Source organism: Nocardia sp. NPDC127526 (genome assembly GCF_042672265.1).
Taxonomy (GTDB): domain Bacteria; phylum Actinomycetota; class Actinomycetes; order Mycobacteriales; family Mycobacteriaceae; genus Nocardia.
This window is the reverse complement of the sequence record NZ_JBHXVO010000028.1, coordinates 55,771-71,206: the sequence shown is the minus strand read 5'-3', so window position 1 is coordinate 71,206 and position 15,436 is coordinate 55,771. Positions and strand designations below refer to the sequence as shown.

The window sequence follows — 15,436 nt, the reverse complement described above, 5'->3', positions numbered from 1 at the left end:
ACACGTTAGGATAGCGGTCGGTTCCTGTTCTCTCCTTCGAACGCAAAGGGCTCGACGATGAGCACGATCGAACTGACCGCACCCGACGGCCCCATCGAGGCACTGCTGGAAGTCCCCGCCGGGACCGGGCCGTGGCCGGGCGTCGTGGTGCTGCACGACGGGACGGGCATGGGGGCGGACGTGGCCCGCACGACCCGTATGCTCGCCGACCACGGCTACCTGGCCATCGCCCCGAATCTGTTCTCCCGCGGCCGGGTTCGCTGCGTCCCGAGCATGATGCGCGAGATCATGGGCAACCGCGAAGGACAGACCACCCGGGACATCCTCGCTGCCCGGGAGCACTTGCTCGCCGACGGGCGGTGCACCGGCGGCGTCGCCGTCGCCGGCTACTGCCTGGGCGGCGGCTTCGCACTGCTGGTGGCCCCCAAGGGATTCGACGCGGCCGCACCCTTCTACCCCTCGGGCCGCGGCAACTACGAGGAGTTCCTGCGTGGCTCCTGCCCGATCGTGGCCAGCTACGGGGCCCTCGATCCGCTCAACCCGGGCCGCGGCCCCAGGCTCGAACGCGTGTTGACGGAGTACGGCATCGACCACGACGTGAAGACCTATCCCGGCGTCACGCACTCCTTCGCCAATCAGCTGCCGGTCGAGCCGTTGCTGCGTGTCACCGGCCTCGGGTACAGCGAGGAGGCGACCGCGGATGCCTGGTCGCGCATCTTCGCCTTCTTCGAGACCCACCTGTCCGCCGGCCGCCCACCGGGCGAACAGTCGGTGTGACCGAACCGCTCGGGTCAGGCGTTGCGGCCGCGGGCGACCAGGGCGAGGCACCCGACCACCGCGGCCGCGAGCGCCAGGAACATCGCCGGATAGCCGAGACCGGCGTCCTCGTGCAGCACCGCCATGATGGCGGGCACGGCGAAGCCGAGGTAGCTCACCGAGTAGAAGACGGCGGTCAGGCCCGCGAGGTCGTCGGGGCGGGCCATGCGCTCGATTTCCACCAGCCCCGCGACCAGGCCGATGCCGTAACCCGCGCCCAGCACCATGGCGGTGGCGAAGGCGAGCCAGAGCGACAGGGTGGCGGAAGCCGCTGCGGCCAGGGCCATTCCGGCCAGCACCAGCGCCAGCGTCAGGACCGGGAGGCGGATGGTGCCGGGACGGTCCAAGCGGCGGGCGGCGGATTGGATGCCGAAACCGCAGCCGAGGGTGACGACGGTGATCAAGGCCGAGAAGGCGATGGGGGCGCCGTGCACCTTGGGCATCATGAGCGTCGGCATGATGGCGTAAGCCGTTGCCGAACAGGCGAACAGCCACAGCGCGACGGGCAGCACGATCAGCCGGAAGCGGCGGTGCGCGATGGCCGGAATCTTCAGATCGTCCAGCAGACGTCCCGGGCGCGGTTGGGGGACAGCGGTTTCCGGCGTGCGCAGCAGCCACGCCGCAGCGGCCAGGCACAGCGTGACATTGATCAGGTAGGGCAGCGTGCCCGGCCACGGGCCCCACTGCGCCAGCACGCCGGCGACGCCCGCGCCGATGCCGAAACCGGCGGTCAGGCTCATGGCGGAGCGGCGAGCCCCGGTGCCGGAAGCGGTTTCGGGCGCGAACGGCGGCGAGGACAGCTCCTTGAGCCAGCTGCTGCCCACCGCCATGGCGAGGCCCAGCGCCACGCCGCTGAGCACGCGGCCTGCGGAAAGCATTGGCACGGAAGACGATCCGAAGGCCAGTAGCAGGGACCCGGCGGCCGCGATCAATGGCGCCGGGCGCATGAGCGGGCGGCGGCCGTAGCGGTCCGACAGCGGGCCGCCGATCAGCAGCGCCGGAACAATGCCCAGCACGTACTCGAACAGCAGCAGATCCACGGTGGCCAGCGGCAGCCCGTCCCGCTTGTACATCACCAGCAGCGGCGTGAATTCGTTTCCGCCCCAGGCGATGGCGAAGATGGCCGTGGACACGGCCAGCCAGGCGCGGGTGGTGGTGCGGGTTCCGGTCGCCGGGTTGCCGGCCACGGCCAGGGTGGCCATCACAGTCCTCTCAATTCCACGCCGTGCACGTGCGTCAGGTGCTCGGCCAGGGCGGCCGCGAAACCGGCGGTGTCCCCGGCCTCGATGAGATCCGCCAGGCGGGTGTGCTGGTCGATGATGCGCGCGGTGTCGATGGCGCCGTGCCGCAGCGCCACGCTGTTCATGCGCCGCTGCCGTTCCCGCAGCGAGTCGTAGAACCCGGCCAGCAGCGGATTGCCCGCGGCCACCACGAACTCGCGATGGAAATCGGCGTCCACCACCGCGAACTCGTCGAGGTCGCCGGCCGCGGCCAGGGTGCGCTGCTTGTCGAGCGAGGTCCGCAGCGCCTTCATGACCGCGGTCCGATCGGTCTCCGCCAGCACGCGCACCGCGCCGGTCTCCACCACGTACCGCGCCTGGGTCACATGCTCGGCCTCGTGCGAGGGCACCGGCACCACCAGCGCGCCGCGCTTGGGGTACAGCTTCATCCAGCCCTCGGTCTCCAGGCGCAGGAAGGCCTCCCGCACCGGAGTCCGCGAGGTGCCCAGCGCCTCGGCGATCTCGCCTTCGCTGATCAGTTCGCCCCCGGGCAGGGCTCCGCTCAGGATGCGTTCCTTGACCTCGCGGTAGGCGCGCTCGGCGGCTGAATACGTCTTAGACACAAGTTGCATCCTAGGCGCAGACCAGGCGGTATTCGCTGGCCTGTGGCGGGCTTCACCCCCGGCGGGAACTGCGGTAGCCTGCCTGCACTTGCGTCGGGCGCCGGGTTCCGGCGATGATTCTCTCTACTGGCGCTGTGCCAATACGTGAGCGGCGCCGAATGACAGACATGGAGGTCCGCATGACGACTGAAGCCGCCCCGCCGCTGCACGAGATCATCAACGGCGCGATGGAGGCCACCATCCCCGTCGTGCACAACATGGGTGTCAAGGCCACCGAGGTGCGTCCCGGCTATGCGGCCACCACCGTGCCGGCCGAGGGCAATGGCAATCACTTCGGCGTGATGTACGCGGGCGTCCTGTTCACCGTCGCCGAGGTGCTCGGCGGCGCGCTGGCCATTGCCAGCTTCGACACCGCCAAGTTCTTCCCGCTGGTCAAGGACCTGCACATCTACTTCCGCAAGCCGGCCGCCACCGATGTGAAGGCCGAGGCCACGCTCACGCCGGAGGAGATCGCCCGCATCGCCGCCGAGGCGGAGGAGAAGGGCAAGTCCGATTTCACCCTGAAGGCCGTCGTCACCGACGCCAATGGCGTGGTGGTGGCGGAGACCGAGGGGCTGTACCAGCTGCGCGCCCACGGCAAGTAGCCGCGACGGCGGCCCGGCATCGTCATTCCGGCGTGCTTTTGGCCGGAATCCACCGCGGATCCCGGCCAAGAGCACGCCGGGATGACAGGGTGGTCGATCCGGGCCGCGCGTTCAGCCGATCGGCAACTGCGGCACCTGCACCTGCGGCACCTGCACCTGCGGCATCGCGGGCAGCTGCGGCACCGAATCCGGCGTCACCGGGCTGAGCACGATTCGCCCGGTGCATCCGGTTCCGGCGCTGCCCGGCCATTCCGGTGACGACACCTTGAAGTTCAGGATGCCCGGCCCGGGCACCCCGAGATCCACCGTGGTGGTCACCGGCCGATAGGTGTCCGGCAGCGCCACCGAATTACCGGGCAGCTCGATGACCGCACCGTCGGTGAAGTTGTCCGAGGTATTGATCTCCAGCGTGGTCGGCACTCCCGACCTGGCCAGCAGTGTGGTCTTGCCGCACTTGCCCTTGGCGAAGTCCAGCACGATGCGCTGCGCCGGCTCCGTCGCGGACGCACCGGGCGCGACGAGCGCACCGGCCAGGCCGAGCGCGGCGGCGGTCAGGGTGACGCGGCGGAAGTAGCGCTTCGACACGGTTTTCACTGGCAACGAGCCCCTCTCCATTGGTCACGTACGGCTTCGATCGCCGACATCATGCCGTGGCGGGGGCCCGGACACTCCGCAGACGCGCGGAACGGATCAGCAGAGGTTGTCGCGCAGGCACGCGAGCAGCAGCAGGGTCACGTCCGCCTTGGGCGGGGCGGTGGTGCGCGGTTGCAGGGCCAGCGGGATCTGCGGGAAGTCGGCGGTATCGGCGGCGCCCAGCTGGGTGGCGGAGCGGAAACCATAACGCTTCCAGGCGATCTCCTGGATCTTCGGATCCTGCAGGGCGGTAATGAGCCGCTGGGCCTCGGCGGTGAGGGCCAGGATCGGATTGCTGTTGAAGATGGTGGGGTCCGGATACAGCATGCGGGTGCCCGCCAGCAGCGCGTCGGTCGCGGACTTGTTGTCGCGGTAGGCGGAGAGCTGTTGCAGGACTTGGTTCTCGTAGCCCGCGTAGAGGGAGCTGGCGCCCTGGATCAGCCATTCCCGGAAACCGCCGTCGGAGCTCTCCGATTGCAGGCCCTGCGCGTCGTAGAGGCCGCGGACGGTGGGCAGCCCGGCCTTGGCCTCGGCGAGGGTGGGCGGGGAGAAGATATCGCCGGAGGCGACGATGGTGAGTTCCAGCTGGGCCAGGGTGAAACCGGAGTTCGAGGTCTTCGGGTCGGTGCTGGTGATGCGGATCGGGCCGACCAGGTTCTGCGCGCCGATGGCCTCCCACTTCTGTTTGGGCAGCACGTATTCCAGCAGCAGCCGCTCGAGATCCACGATGTAGTAGGAATTGTCGCGCTGGGCGATGATGCCCGCGCGCAGCAGCGCGTCGGTGGCGGCGGGCCCGGCGTAGATGACCTCGGGGGATTCCAGCACCGATTCGGCGCGGTAGTCCGGGAAGTCGCCGGTGTCGTGCGTCTGCTCGAATACGCTGCGGGCGCTCGCCGACGACGGCCACAGGCAGCCGATCTGCTGGGCGCGCAATTGATCGGTGGGGATCTGCACCAGATCGTAGGAGCCGCGCTTGTCGAAGCGCACCTCCAGCCGGAAGTCCTCGCGCAGGATCCGCTGCACATCGGGATCCGCCATGAGCGAGGACTTCTCGGAACCGCCCAGGCAGGTGAGCTTGGTGATGGCGACCGGGGGTTCATTGGCGTCCCGGATCACCACGACGCCGACGGCGATCGCGACCACCGCGAGCACGAGCGCGATCAGCAGGGGCAGGCGGGATCTGTTCATCGGTCCTCGATCCGGGGCAGCGGTGGGGGAGAGAGCAATTCCAGATGCGCCAGCGCGGTGAAGAACGACTCCATGTTCGCGCCGCGCAGCTGCTCGGCGCTGTGCTCGGCGAAGGCCTCGAACCCGGTGAGCACCTGGCGGCTGTGCGCGAGCAGCGCCGCCGCGTCGTGATAGCGGCCGGGGCGGTTCTGGATCTCCAGATAGCGCTCCAGCACCGCCTCGACGCTGCCGAGGTAGTCGTCCAGCGTGCGATAGGTCGTGGAAAGGCTTGCCGGATCGACCGTTTCGGTGCGGGCCAGCAGCACGGGAACGGTATCGCAGGCGCGCAGCAGCGAGGCGCGGGTGTGCACATCGGTGACCTGGCCCGCGAGCTGGGCCACCCGCGCATTGGACTTCTGTACCCGCTGCTGCAGCTGCCGCCGCGCCCGGGCGGACGATATCGACTGTCCGGCAAGGGAAACGATGACCGCCGCGCCCGCCGCGATGAGCGCCGCGCCCAAGGCGGAGCCCAGCACGGCATAGAGCCCCAGGAACGAGGCGACGAGGACGACCAGCGCCGCGATCAGGACGGAATTGCTGGGCAAGCGGGCTCCTACCGGTACCCGGTGGCCTGGCGCAGGGCCGCGACCATATCGTCGGAGGTGAAGTACGAGCCGCCGGTGCGCTCGGCGATCTGCTTCAGAGCGTCGTCGTTGACGGCGTCGCCGAAGCCGATGGTCACCACCGGAACACCGGCGCTGGCAATGGCATTCGCGCTGCCGCCCTCGGTGTCCATACCGTCGGTCATGAGGATGACCAGGCGCTTGCGATCCACGTCCGCGGAGCCGTTGAACTGGCGCGCGGCGGCGTCCAGGCATTTGTAGATGCCGGTCTCGCCGCCGGGATCGCGGTCCCGGATGGTGGCGCGCAGCGTCTTCAGGACCTGCTCGGAATTGCCGTCCAGCCAGGGGGTGCCGGTGGTGACGGCCTCGAACAGCTGGATGGAGGTGCGGTCGCGCGGGCCGGTCTGCAGGAAGTACTTCTTGGCTTCGACCGGATCGAAGAGCAGGTCGGCGGCGCGCTGCACGCCGTCCCAGCCGCCATTGTCGGCCATGCTGCCGGAGGCGTCGATGCAGTAGACCAGATCGGTGGGGGTGCGGTATTCGGTCTGGTACTTGTCCAGCGCGGCATCGATGACCGCCGTGGCGGGGAAGGTGATCGGCTGGCCGGTCAGCGTGGCCTGAATGCCCCAGTCGGGGTTGAAGACCGCGCGCGGGGCGTCGGGCAGTGACAGTCCGATGCTGGTGATGGGCCGCCGGCCCAGTTCGGTCAGCCGCTGCTGGGTGTCGGCGGCGAGCAGGAAGTCCTGCAGCTGCTGGAAGTTGCGCAGCTTGTCCGGATTGTCGCCGTGCGGGAAGAAGCCCAGCGGTGCGTCCGAAATGGCCAGCACGCCTTTGGGATACACCACCTCCAGCGGTTCCTGGCCTGTGGCCACCAGCTCCTTGTTGCGCTCGATCACCAGATCCTCGTAGGTGAACAGCGTCTTGCACTCGGTGGAGGCCAGGCATTCGTCCATGAGCAGGCCGGTCGAGGGCGGTGTGCGGGCGAAAGCGCGGGCGAAGCGGGTGATTCCAGCGCGCACCGGTTCGGAGTCGAGCTGTTCGCGGGTGAGCGGCACGCCCGGGCCATTGCCCGCGAAATAGTTCAGGTAGCCCAGCAGAACCGTGGCGCCGGAATTGGATTGGGTCGGGTTGGTCATCCATGCGGTGGTCTTCTTCGCCTCGACGGCGGCGAGGATCTCCTCGATGCCGACCTCGCGGCCGGAGAAGCCCAGCTTGTCCAGCTCGGATCCGCGCCCGGCGTAGACCAGCGGCGTGCTGAACATCGGCTGCACCTCGCGCAGCCGGTTGCCGGTATCGCCGAGCTGCTGGAAAACGCTGCTGGCGAACCAGAATGCGTCATAGGGCGTATCCCCGGACTGCAGCACCCGCGCCTGATCCACCGAGCCCAGTTTGGTCATGGTGCAGGTCAGATTCTGGTCCCGGCACCACGGTCCGACGATCTGCTCGAATACCGCCTCGTGCTCGGAGCCCGCCACGAAGTTCAGCACGTCCGCGCTGGGGTCGTATTCGGTGACCCGGCTCGGGTCCTGTGTATCGTCGCCGCTGCAGCCCGCAATCACGGCCGCAAGTGTGAGCAATACCGCGACAAGCACTTTCGTGCGCCGGACGGGCAATTTGGCGCCACCTTCCCCTCGATGTCCGCAGCCTAAACAGGGCAACAGGGAGGTTGGGTGAACATTCGGTGACCGCCGAAGGAACCCTGCGGGGTCAGTGGGAGATGGGCGAATCCGAGCGCAGCAGCGGCAGCAGATCGGGGCGTTTGGGGACGCGGGCGTCGCCCGAGGAGCGGCCCTGCAGGCGATGGATGGCCCACGGCACCAAGGCGGTTGCCACCCACTGCAATTCCTCCGAGAGGGCGCCGAGCACACCCGGGGCGGGCAGCGGCGGGGTCAGCGGCAGCGTCCAGGCGTCGGAACTGCTCGGCAGCGCCAGCGCGTGGGCGACGGCATCGGCGATGAGCTGATGCCCGAGCGGGCTGGCGTGCAGCCGGTCCGCGCTCCACAGGCGCCGGTCGGCGACCACCGGGTGATGCCCGGTCTCGGCGACGATCACGCCGTAGCGGTCGGCGGCCGCCCGCATCCGCGCGTTCATGGCGTGCACGCGGCCGCGAATCGGCCGGGTGAGCGGAATGATCTGCCCGACATCGGGAAAGGTCAGCGTCACCACGGTCGCGCCCTGCGCGGTGAGGGCGGCGAACATGGCGTGCAGGTGCTCGGCGACCTCGTCCGCGTCGAAGCTCGGCCGCAGCAGATCGTTCATGCCGGCCATGACGGTGACCAGATCCGGCCGCAGCGCCAGCGCCGCGTCCAGCTGCTGGGCCCGGATCTGCCCGGCCAGCTTGCCGCGCACCGCCAGATTGGCATAGCGCAGCTCCGGATTGACCACCGCCAGCCGCTCGGCCAGCCGGTCGGCCCAGCCGCGCAGGCCGGTCAGATCGTCGCCGTCGCCCACGCCTTCGGTTTGACTGTCGCCCAGGGCGACATAGCGGGTGAATATGCCGTCGCGCATGATGAATCGCCTTTCGGTGACTGTAGACAGATCATCACCGATGAACCGCCCGCGCGGGCAGTGAAGTCGCCCGAAGTTCACTCCATCGCAACTGGAGACCTGTCAGTCGTTCGCGAGCCGGACCAGCATCTTGCCGGTATCGGCGCCCGCGCAGGGTGATTCGCTTGCCGATTGCCAGCGGCAGCTGGCGGGGCCCGGCCGGGAGCTCGACATCGTTGTAGACGGAGATGGCGCCGCACAGGGCGACCCGGCCGAACCGGTTCATGGCCAGCAGGGCGGCGTCGAGGTGATCGCCGCCCACATTGTCATATCGATGTTCCTTCGAGGTCTTTCGGGTGAAGCCCCGCGAGCAGGGCATCCGAGGTGCGGCGCAGCAGATCGGCGCGGCCCGCGCCGAGCAGGCCGCAGGCGGCGGCCAGCAGGATTGCGGCGGTGTCCTCGGCATTGGGCCGATTCGCCGCGGTCAGTACGCCGGTGAGCAGTGCGCGCAGGTCATCGGTGAAACGGCGGCAGATATCGCCGCAGAGCCGGGCCTGTTCATCGAGAAGCTCTGCGGCGTGCGGTGATTCGGCGAACGGCCCGGCGGTGAGCTCGAGCTTCGCCGACAGGATGGCGAAGACGCGATCCGGCAGCGGTGCGTCCCCGCCCGCCGCCGCGCGGGCGTGCCGCAGCGCCCCGTCGTGCAGCCGGGCGGCGACCTGCCGCACGGCATCGTCCTTGTTGCGGACGTACTGATAGACGGCCGACCGGGAAACGCCTGTCTCCGAGGCGATATCGTCCATCGTGGTGCGTCGCGCCCCGTAGCGCAGCAGACAGCGCAGGGTGGCGTCGAGCACCTCGGCGGTCCGGTCGGCCATCGCGCTCAGAGCGCCTTCAGCAGCTCCGCGGCCAGCGGGGCGGAGGAGGCCGGATTCTGGCCGGTGTACAGGTTGCGGTCCACCTCGATGTGCGGCGCCCACGGCGCACCCGCGCGGAAGTCGGTCCCCAGGGCGACGAGGCGGTCCTGCAGCAGCCACTTGGCCTTGTCCGCGAAGCCCGCGATGGTCTCCTCGGCATTGGTGAAGCCGGTCACCCGGTAGCCCGCGAAGGGAGAGTTGCCCTCGGCATCGGCGGTGGCCAGCAGGGCGGCCGGGGCATGGCAGACCACGCCGAGCGGCTTGCCCGAGGCCAGCGCGGCCGCGAGCAGCCTGCCGGAGTCGGCGTTCACGGCCAGGTCTTCCATCGGACCGTGGCCGCCCGGGTAGTAGACCGCGTCGAACTCGGCGAGGTCGACCTCTTCGAGCCGCACCGGGCTGGTCAATGCGCTTGCCTTGCGCAGGGTTTCGGCTATCTTCTCCGCGCCCTCGGGGCCGCCGTTGGCCTCCGGAGCCAGGCTGCCGCGGTCGACCGCGGGCGCCACGCCGCCCGGCGTCGCCACCACGATCTCGTGCCCGGCGGCGGTGAACGCCTCGTAGGGCGCGGCGAACTCCTCGGCCCAGTAGCCGGTCGGGTGCTTGGAACCGTCGGCCAGCGTCCAGTAGTCGACGCCGGTCATGACGAACAGGATTCGCGACATGCGATTCTCCTCGAGTGGGAAGTCTTGTCCCGACGTCCTGACACTCCGAATGCGGAATGTCAGTTCGTCGCGTGGTCAACGGTAGGCACCCTCGGATCGGATTGCCAATAGACTCGTCGATATGGGACATAGAAATGCCGATGGCTCGCTGGACTTGGCGCAGCTCCGCACGTTCCTGGCCGTGTACCGGGCCGGATCGCTGACCGCGGGCGCGAATGCCGTCGGTCTGTCCCAGCCCACCGTGACCGCTCAGTTGCAAGCGCTGGAGCGCCGGCTGGACCGCCCCCTGTTCGAACGCCTGCCGCGCGGCGTCGCCCCCACGGCCGTCGCGCACGACCTGGCCGCCCGCATCGCCGCACCCCTGGATTCCCTCGCCACCGTGCTCGGCGCGGCCGACCCGCACGCTCGCGCCGAACCTCCCGTCCTGCTCGGCGGCCCCGCCGAACTGCTCGCCGCCCTGGTGCTCCCGACCCTGGCGCCGCAGCTCGCCCAGGGCGTCCGCCTCGTCGTCACCACCGGCCTGGCCGACGACCTGCTGGCCGACCTGCGCGTCGGCAAACTGGATCTGGTCATCTCCAGCATTCGCCCCCGCGGCCGCGCCGTCCTCTCCGAACCCCTCGCCGACGAGGAATTCGTGCTGGTCGCCGCCCCCGACCTGGCCGCCCGCGCCGACCCGGACCGCTTGCGCGCCAACGATTTCACCGGCGTGCCCCTGATCAGCTACGCCCCCGATCTGCCGATCCTGCGCCGCTATTGGCGGCATGTGTTCGAAACCCGTCTGGAAGCCGAGCCCGCCCTGGTCATTCCCGACCTGCGGTCCGTCCTGTCCGCGGTCGTCGCCGGGGCGGGCATCTCCGTTCTCCCGCGTTACCTGTGCTCGCGCGAACTGGCCGCCGGTTCGATCGTCACCCTCCTGGACCCCGAAGACGCTCCCATCAACACCATCTACCTGGCCCGCCGGGTCGGCGGGCCGGGTAGTCCGCACCTCGATCTAATCCGCTCCCGCCTGCGCGAAGTGGCCGGCATCTGGCGAGTCTGCGCGCACTGACGATCCGTCGCGGTCCAGGTACACGGCCAGGGCGGCGATGCCCAGGCCGATCGCGGTGACCACAGCGCCGGCCAGGTTGAGCGCGGGATAACCCGCGCCGCTGCCGATGAGCGCGCCGCCGAGCAGCGGCCCAAGGGTATTGGCGAGATTGAAGGCCGCCACATTGGCCGAGGAAGCCAGTGCCGGGGCATCGCCGGCCTTGGCCATGATGCGCATCTGCATCGGGATGACGGTGCCGCCCGCCGCCGCGCCGAACAGGAAGACGGTCACGCAGGTGGCGGTCTTGTCGTGGACGGTGACGGTGAACGCGGCCAGCACCAGGGCCAGGGCGGCCACCGCCGTGAGCACGGCGGCGCGCGGGTGGCGGTCGGTGACGCGGCCGCTGATCAGGTTCCCGGCGAACATGCCCAGGCCGAACAGCATGGTGATCCAGGTGACCGCCCCCGCGCCGAAACCGGTTACCCGGGTGACCATTTCGGCGATATAGGTGTAGGAGGTCATGACGCCGCCGAAACCGAGCACGGTCGCCGCCAGCACCAGCAGCACCTGCGGGCGGCGCAGCACGGTCAGTTCGCCGCGAATGTCGCCCGTCGCGGCGGGCTCGGCCCGCGGCACCAGGGTCATGATCCCGGCCAGACCGATTGCCGCGCACAGGATGACGAGCCAGAACGCGGACCGCCAACCCAGGTGCTGTCCGACCAGCGTGCCCAGGGGCACGCCGAGCACGGTCGCCACGGTCACGCCGGTGGCGACCAGCGAGACGGCGCGACCGCGCTTGCCGGGGGCCACGAGATCGGCCGCGGTGGCCATGGCGACGCCCATGAACGCGCCGTGCGCCAGGGCGGCGGCCACCCGGCCGATCATGAGCATGCCGTAGGCGGAGGCGAGGGCGGAGAGCGCAGTGCCGGCCAGGAACAGGGTCATGAGCCCGGTGAGCAGGCGACGGCGCTCGGTGCGGCCGGTCAGCGCGGTGAGCACGGGCGCGCCGACCACGACGCCGAAGGCATACCCCGACACCAGCATTCCCGCCGTGGGAATCGAAACGTGAAGGTCTCCAGCGATATCCGGCAGTAGCCCGGCGACCACGAATTCGGTGAGACCGATGGCGAACGCGCAGACCGCGAGCGCGACAACAGCGATAGGCATGGGAAGAGCACACCGCGGCGGGCGGTGGCAACCAATGGGCATTGCGTGCTCGCAGCGATATCGAATGCTTATCGTTGCTGCTCGGGCGGATCGCCCGCGTGCGCGAGCAGCGCGGCGAGCAAGGTCAGCGTGGCCGAGGTGGAGTCTCCGCGTACCGCGAGCGCGATGGGCAGCGACATGCCCTCATCGGCGAACGGCCGGAATGTCACGCGGGGGTTGTGCAGCTGACGGGCATTGGCGGCGTAGACCACCGTCCACATGGGCGGACCGGCGCCGATGGCGGCGAGGGTGTCCTGCAGCGTGGCCGCCGCGGGTAGCGGAGCCGGTTCGAAACCCGCTCGCACACAGGAGGTTACGACAAGATCCACCAGGCCCGGATGATTGCGGCGTTCGGTCAGGCTCAGCGGTGTCGACGCCAGCTCGGCCAGGCGCACCGAGTCGTGCGCCGCCAGCGGGTGCCGGGCCGGGAGGGCGGCCACCAGGGGATCGTTCCAGGCGGGCAGGAAATCCAAGTCGGGACTGTCCGCCGGGGAGGGGGAGCGCACGAACGCGGCGTCGAGGCGGCCGTCGGCCACCTGTGCCATGCGCTCGCGAACCGGCAATGCCACCAGCTCGACGCGGACCTGCGGCGCCTGCTCCGCGAAGGCGTCGAGCACGGTGTCGAGGCGTTCCCCCAGGCCGGTGATCGTGCCCAGCCGGAACACCTCCGCCCGCCCGCGGGCCAGCTCCGCCACCGATGCGCGGGCCTGATCGGCGGCCGCGAGCACCGTGCGAGCGGCCGGGAGGAAGCGCGATCCGGCTTCGGTCAGCCGCACCCGCCGCGGGGACCGATCCAGCAGCTGCACCTGCAGTTCCCGCTCCAGCCGGCGCACCTGCTGGCTGACGGCCGGCTGCGCGATGTGCAGTCGCGCCGCGGCGCGGCCGAAGTGCAGTTCTTCGGCCACGGTCACGAAATAGCGCAACTGTCGCAGCTCCACACGGTCATGTAACCAGTTGCGGCGCATCCCGCTTGCTTCGCCGAGCCCCGGCTGTGAGGTGGGACACGTCCGGTCGCCATCGCCTTGACCTAAATAATTGTTCAGGTTTCAAGATGAACTCACACGAACTTCACAGCTTCGACTCAGGAGATCATCATGACCACCGTGGCAACCACCACCGCCGCCAATGTCCGTCCCGCCCTTCGCATTCCGGCGCTGAGCCGTCCGGTCGCCGTGCTCGGCGCGGTCGCCGGGGCCGTGCTGGCCAATGTGATCGTCTGGCTGCTCGGGGAACTCGCGGGCGGATCCTTCGAGGTGAGCAATGGCAGTCGGGTTCAGGATGTGGCGCCGGGCGGCATCATCATGATGACCGCGGTGCCGCTGCTGATCGGGCTCACCGCCGCCGCACTGCTGTCCTACAAGTGGGTGGGCGTGCTGCGCCTGGCGGCCGTGATCGGCTCGGTGCTCGCGGTCGGGACCATCGCCATGACCGTGGCCGCCGATTTCGACACCGCCTCCACCATCGCCCTGTCGGTCACCCACCTGACCCTGGTGCCCGCCCTGGTCGCCGCCACCGAGGGCATCCGGCGCACGCTGATCGGGCGCTGAATGTGCGAATCGAGCGCCGCCTGTAGGGAAGGGCCCGCATCCCATGGATGCGGGCCCTTCCCCGTGTTGTGCGGCGGCCTATTTCTTGTCGCCGATGAGGCCGTACTCCGCCATGAGCTCACCGATCTCGGTCCGATCGAGCTTGCTGATCAGCTTGCGGCGCAGGAACTCCGGGCCGGGGATATCGATGGGGTCGCCGTCGCGCAGCCGGGTGACGGCGGTCAGCAGGGTGCGGACGTCATAGGTGGAGTTGAAGACCTCGGGGACGCCGCGTTCGATATCGAGCAACTGGTAGGCGGCTTCCATGCCGGTGCGGACCGAGTACTCGGTGGTGAATATGCAGTCGCGGGTGGTTTCGGCGAACTGGCCGATGAAGGCGAAGTTGACCGAGCCCTCGGGGACCACGTCGGGGCGGTCACCGGCCTTGCGCGGCATGAAGAAGGCCGTGACGTAGGGCATCATGCACGGAACGCACTTGGCGGCGTCGGCGGCCAGCTCCGGGATGTCGGCCTCGGGAACGCCCATGTGGTACAGCCATTCCTGGGTGATCTCCTCGCCGTTGCAGTCCTGCATGGGCTTCTTCACATAGTCGCCGGGTTTGTCCACGAACAGCGAATAGACCCAGACGACGATCTGATCCTTGGGCTGCTGCTTGAAGTGCGGCTGGCGGTTGACCGTCCAGCTCATCAGCCAGCTGGAGTCCTTGACGGTGACGATGCCGCCGGTGACCACCTTGCCGCTGAAGGGATCCCGCTTGCAGATCTTCTGAATGTATTCGGGGATGCGCTGATCGAGCGTGGTGACGGTGGCCGACTCCCACTTGGTGCGGGAGATGTCCCCGGCGAAGACGTCCGGATGGCCGAAGGCCTTGTCCTTGGCGGCGATTCGCCGCCACAGATCCCAGGCCGGGGCCGGGCCCTCGTTCAGCTTCGCCGGGGTGTGCTGGTCGCCCTCGTCGGAGTTCTCGGTGAGCGAGCCGATGGTCATGAGCACCAGATCGTCCGGGCCGAGATCGACCCCGCCCGCGACGCCCTCGCTGACCCAGTGAATCCGGGTGGCCTGCTTGCGTTTCGCGCTCAGGTCGAAGTCCACGTCGGTGACCGTGGTGTCGAATTTGAAGGTCACGCCCTGATCGAGCAGCCAGCGGTAGAGCGGCAGCACCAGTGACTCGTACTGGTTGTACTTGGTGAACTTCAGCGCCGAGAAGTCCGGCAGTCCGCCGATGTGGTGCACGAAGCGGTGCAGGTACAGCTTCATCTCCAGCGCGCTGTGCCATTCCTCGAAGGCGAACATGGTGCGCCAGTACATCCAGAAGTTGCTGTCCAGGAAGTCCTTCGAGAAGACCTCGTCGATGCGCTTGTTCTCCATCTCCTCGCGGGTGGCGAGGAAGATCTTGGTGATCTCCTTCTGCGCCTTGTCGTTCAGCGTGAACAGGCCGTCGGTGTGCGCGTCCTGACCGCGCTTCACGGTGGCGCGCTGCAGCGAGTAGTTCGGGTCGTCCTTGTTGAGCCAATAGAATTCGTCCAGGACGCTGGCGCCGTCGATCTCGATGGATGGGATGGAGCGATAGAGATCCCACAGGCATTCGAAGTGGTTCTCCATTTCGCGCCCGCCGCGAATCACGAAGCCCTTCTTCGGTTCCTTGATGCCGTCGAGCGCGCCGCCGGGCAGCTTCAGCTCCTCCAGGATGGTGATCTTCTCACCGGACATCTGCCCATCCCGGATCAGGAAGGCCGCGCCGGACATGGACGCGAGTCCCGCGCCCACGAACCACGCCGTCTTGCCGTCGACCCCCGCCGGTTTGCGTGGCCGGGCGAACGCCTCGTAATTGCCGTTGCTGTAGAACATGTGACTCCTCTCCCGCAGG

The 15,436-nt window shown here is 69.0% G+C and carries 16 protein-coding genes and 1 pseudogene; 4 read left to right on the top strand and 13 right to left on the bottom strand.

From position 1 onward, the window contains the following. The first annotated feature begins 57 nt into the window (after positions 1-57). The gene (locus ACFVIV_RS31635; protein WP_379202668.1) at positions 58-777 is read left to right on the top strand and encodes a dienelactone hydrolase family protein; all 720 of its coding nucleotides are present in this window, start codon (positions 58-60) and stop codon (positions 775-777) included. A gap of 14 nt (positions 778-791) precedes the next feature. Here the strand turns inward: ACFVIV_RS31635 and ACFVIV_RS31630 are convergent, their stop codons facing one another. Next, positions 792-2,018, bottom strand: a complete 1,227-nt coding sequence (locus ACFVIV_RS31630; RefSeq protein ID WP_379202666.1) for an MFS transporter — start codon at positions 2,016-2,018, stop codon at positions 792-794. Further along, positions 2,018-2,668, bottom strand: a complete 651-nt coding sequence (locus tag ACFVIV_RS31625; RefSeq protein WP_379202664.1) for a GntR family transcriptional regulator — start codon at positions 2,666-2,668, stop codon at positions 2,018-2,020. Before ACFVIV_RS31625 ends, ACFVIV_RS31630 begins: the two co-directional genes overlap by 1 nt. 170 nt (positions 2,669-2,838) lie before the next feature. On the opposite strand from ACFVIV_RS31625, the gene ACFVIV_RS31620 reads away from it, so the two are divergent. Continuing rightward, the gene (locus ACFVIV_RS31620) at positions 2,839-3,303 is read left to right on the top strand and encodes a PaaI family thioesterase (protein ID WP_379202662.1); all 465 of its coding nucleotides are present in this window, start codon (positions 2,839-2,841) and stop codon (positions 3,301-3,303) included. Positions 3,304-3,414: 111 nt separating this feature from the next. Here the strand turns inward: ACFVIV_RS31620 and ACFVIV_RS31615 are convergent, their stop codons facing one another. The 8 genes and pseudogenes from ACFVIV_RS31615 to ACFVIV_RS31580 form a co-directional block, all read right to left on the bottom strand. Further along, complete coding sequence (locus ACFVIV_RS31615; RefSeq protein WP_379202660.1) at positions 3,415-3,897, bottom strand: hypothetical protein; 483 nt, start codon at positions 3,895-3,897, stop codon at positions 3,415-3,417. A gap of 96 nt (positions 3,898-3,993) precedes the next feature. Next, entirely contained in the window at positions 3,994-5,124 is a 1,131-nt protein-coding gene (locus tag ACFVIV_RS31610) for a hypothetical protein (RefSeq protein ID WP_379202658.1), read from the bottom strand. Further along, the gene (locus ACFVIV_RS31605) at positions 5,121-5,708 is read right to left on the bottom strand and encodes a hypothetical protein (protein WP_379202656.1); all 588 of its coding nucleotides are present in this window, start codon (positions 5,706-5,708) and stop codon (positions 5,121-5,123) included. Before ACFVIV_RS31605 ends, ACFVIV_RS31610 begins: the two co-directional genes overlap by 4 nt. An 8-nt stretch (positions 5,709-5,716) precedes the next feature. Next, on the bottom strand, positions 5,717-7,285 hold the full coding sequence (locus ACFVIV_RS31600) for a VWA domain-containing protein (RefSeq protein ID WP_379202654.1): 1,569 nt from the start codon (positions 7,283-7,285) through the stop codon (positions 5,717-5,719). Positions 7,286-7,433: 148 nt separating this feature from the next. Next, positions 7,434-8,234 carry an SGNH/GDSL hydrolase family protein gene (locus tag ACFVIV_RS31595; RefSeq protein ID WP_379202652.1) on the bottom strand — a complete coding sequence of 267 codons (801 nt, stop codon included), beginning with the start codon at positions 8,232-8,234 and terminating at the stop codon, positions 7,434-7,436. 145 nt (positions 8,235-8,379) lie between these two features. Beyond that, positions 8,380-8,544, bottom strand: a pseudogene (locus ACFVIV_RS31590) (NADP-dependent oxidoreductase); the annotation flags it as partial. Further along, on the bottom strand, positions 8,540-9,091 hold the full coding sequence (locus ACFVIV_RS31585; RefSeq protein WP_379202650.1) for a TetR/AcrR family transcriptional regulator: 552 nt from the start codon (positions 9,089-9,091) through the stop codon (positions 8,540-8,542). The pseudogene ACFVIV_RS31590 and the gene ACFVIV_RS31585, both read right to left, overlap by 5 nt. Before the next feature lie 5 nt (positions 9,092-9,096). Beyond that, positions 9,097-9,789, bottom strand: a complete 693-nt coding sequence (locus tag ACFVIV_RS31580; RefSeq protein WP_379202648.1) for a type 1 glutamine amidotransferase domain-containing protein — start codon at positions 9,787-9,789, stop codon at positions 9,097-9,099. 121 nt (positions 9,790-9,910) lie between these two features. Here ACFVIV_RS31580 and ACFVIV_RS31575 point away from each other — a divergent pair, with 121 nt between their 5' ends. After that, on the top strand, positions 9,911-10,837 hold the full coding sequence (locus ACFVIV_RS31575; RefSeq protein WP_379202646.1) for a LysR family transcriptional regulator: 927 nt from the start codon (positions 9,911-9,913) through the stop codon (positions 10,835-10,837). On the opposite strand, the gene ACFVIV_RS31570 is transcribed toward ACFVIV_RS31575, so the two are convergent. Together ACFVIV_RS31570 and ACFVIV_RS31565 are read right to left on the bottom strand one after the other, a co-directional pair. Continuing rightward, positions 10,781-11,983 (bottom strand): MFS transporter, encoded by a 1,203-nt coding sequence (locus tag ACFVIV_RS31570; protein WP_379202644.1) that lies wholly within the window; start codon positions 11,981-11,983, stop codon positions 10,781-10,783. The two genes, ACFVIV_RS31575 and ACFVIV_RS31570, sit on opposite strands and share 57 nt — an antisense overlap. Positions 11,984-12,051: 68 nt before the next feature. Continuing rightward, positions 12,052-12,960, bottom strand: a complete 909-nt coding sequence (locus tag ACFVIV_RS31565; protein ID WP_379202642.1) for a LysR substrate-binding domain-containing protein — start codon at positions 12,958-12,960, stop codon at positions 12,052-12,054. Positions 12,961-13,116: 156 nt separating this feature from the next. Between ACFVIV_RS31565 and ACFVIV_RS31560 the strand changes: the two genes are divergently transcribed. Continuing rightward, positions 13,117-13,569, top strand: coding sequence for a DUF6069 family protein (locus ACFVIV_RS31560; RefSeq protein WP_379202640.1), 453 nt, complete (start codon positions 13,117-13,119; stop codon positions 13,567-13,569). 78 nt (positions 13,570-13,647) lie between these two features. On the opposite strand, the gene ACFVIV_RS31555 is transcribed toward ACFVIV_RS31560, so the two are convergent. Further along, a complete protein-coding gene (locus ACFVIV_RS31555; RefSeq protein ID WP_379202638.1) occupies positions 13,648-15,417 on the bottom strand; it encodes an oleate hydratase in 1,770 nt (589 codons plus the stop codon). Positions 15,418-15,436: the final 19 nt, after the last annotated feature.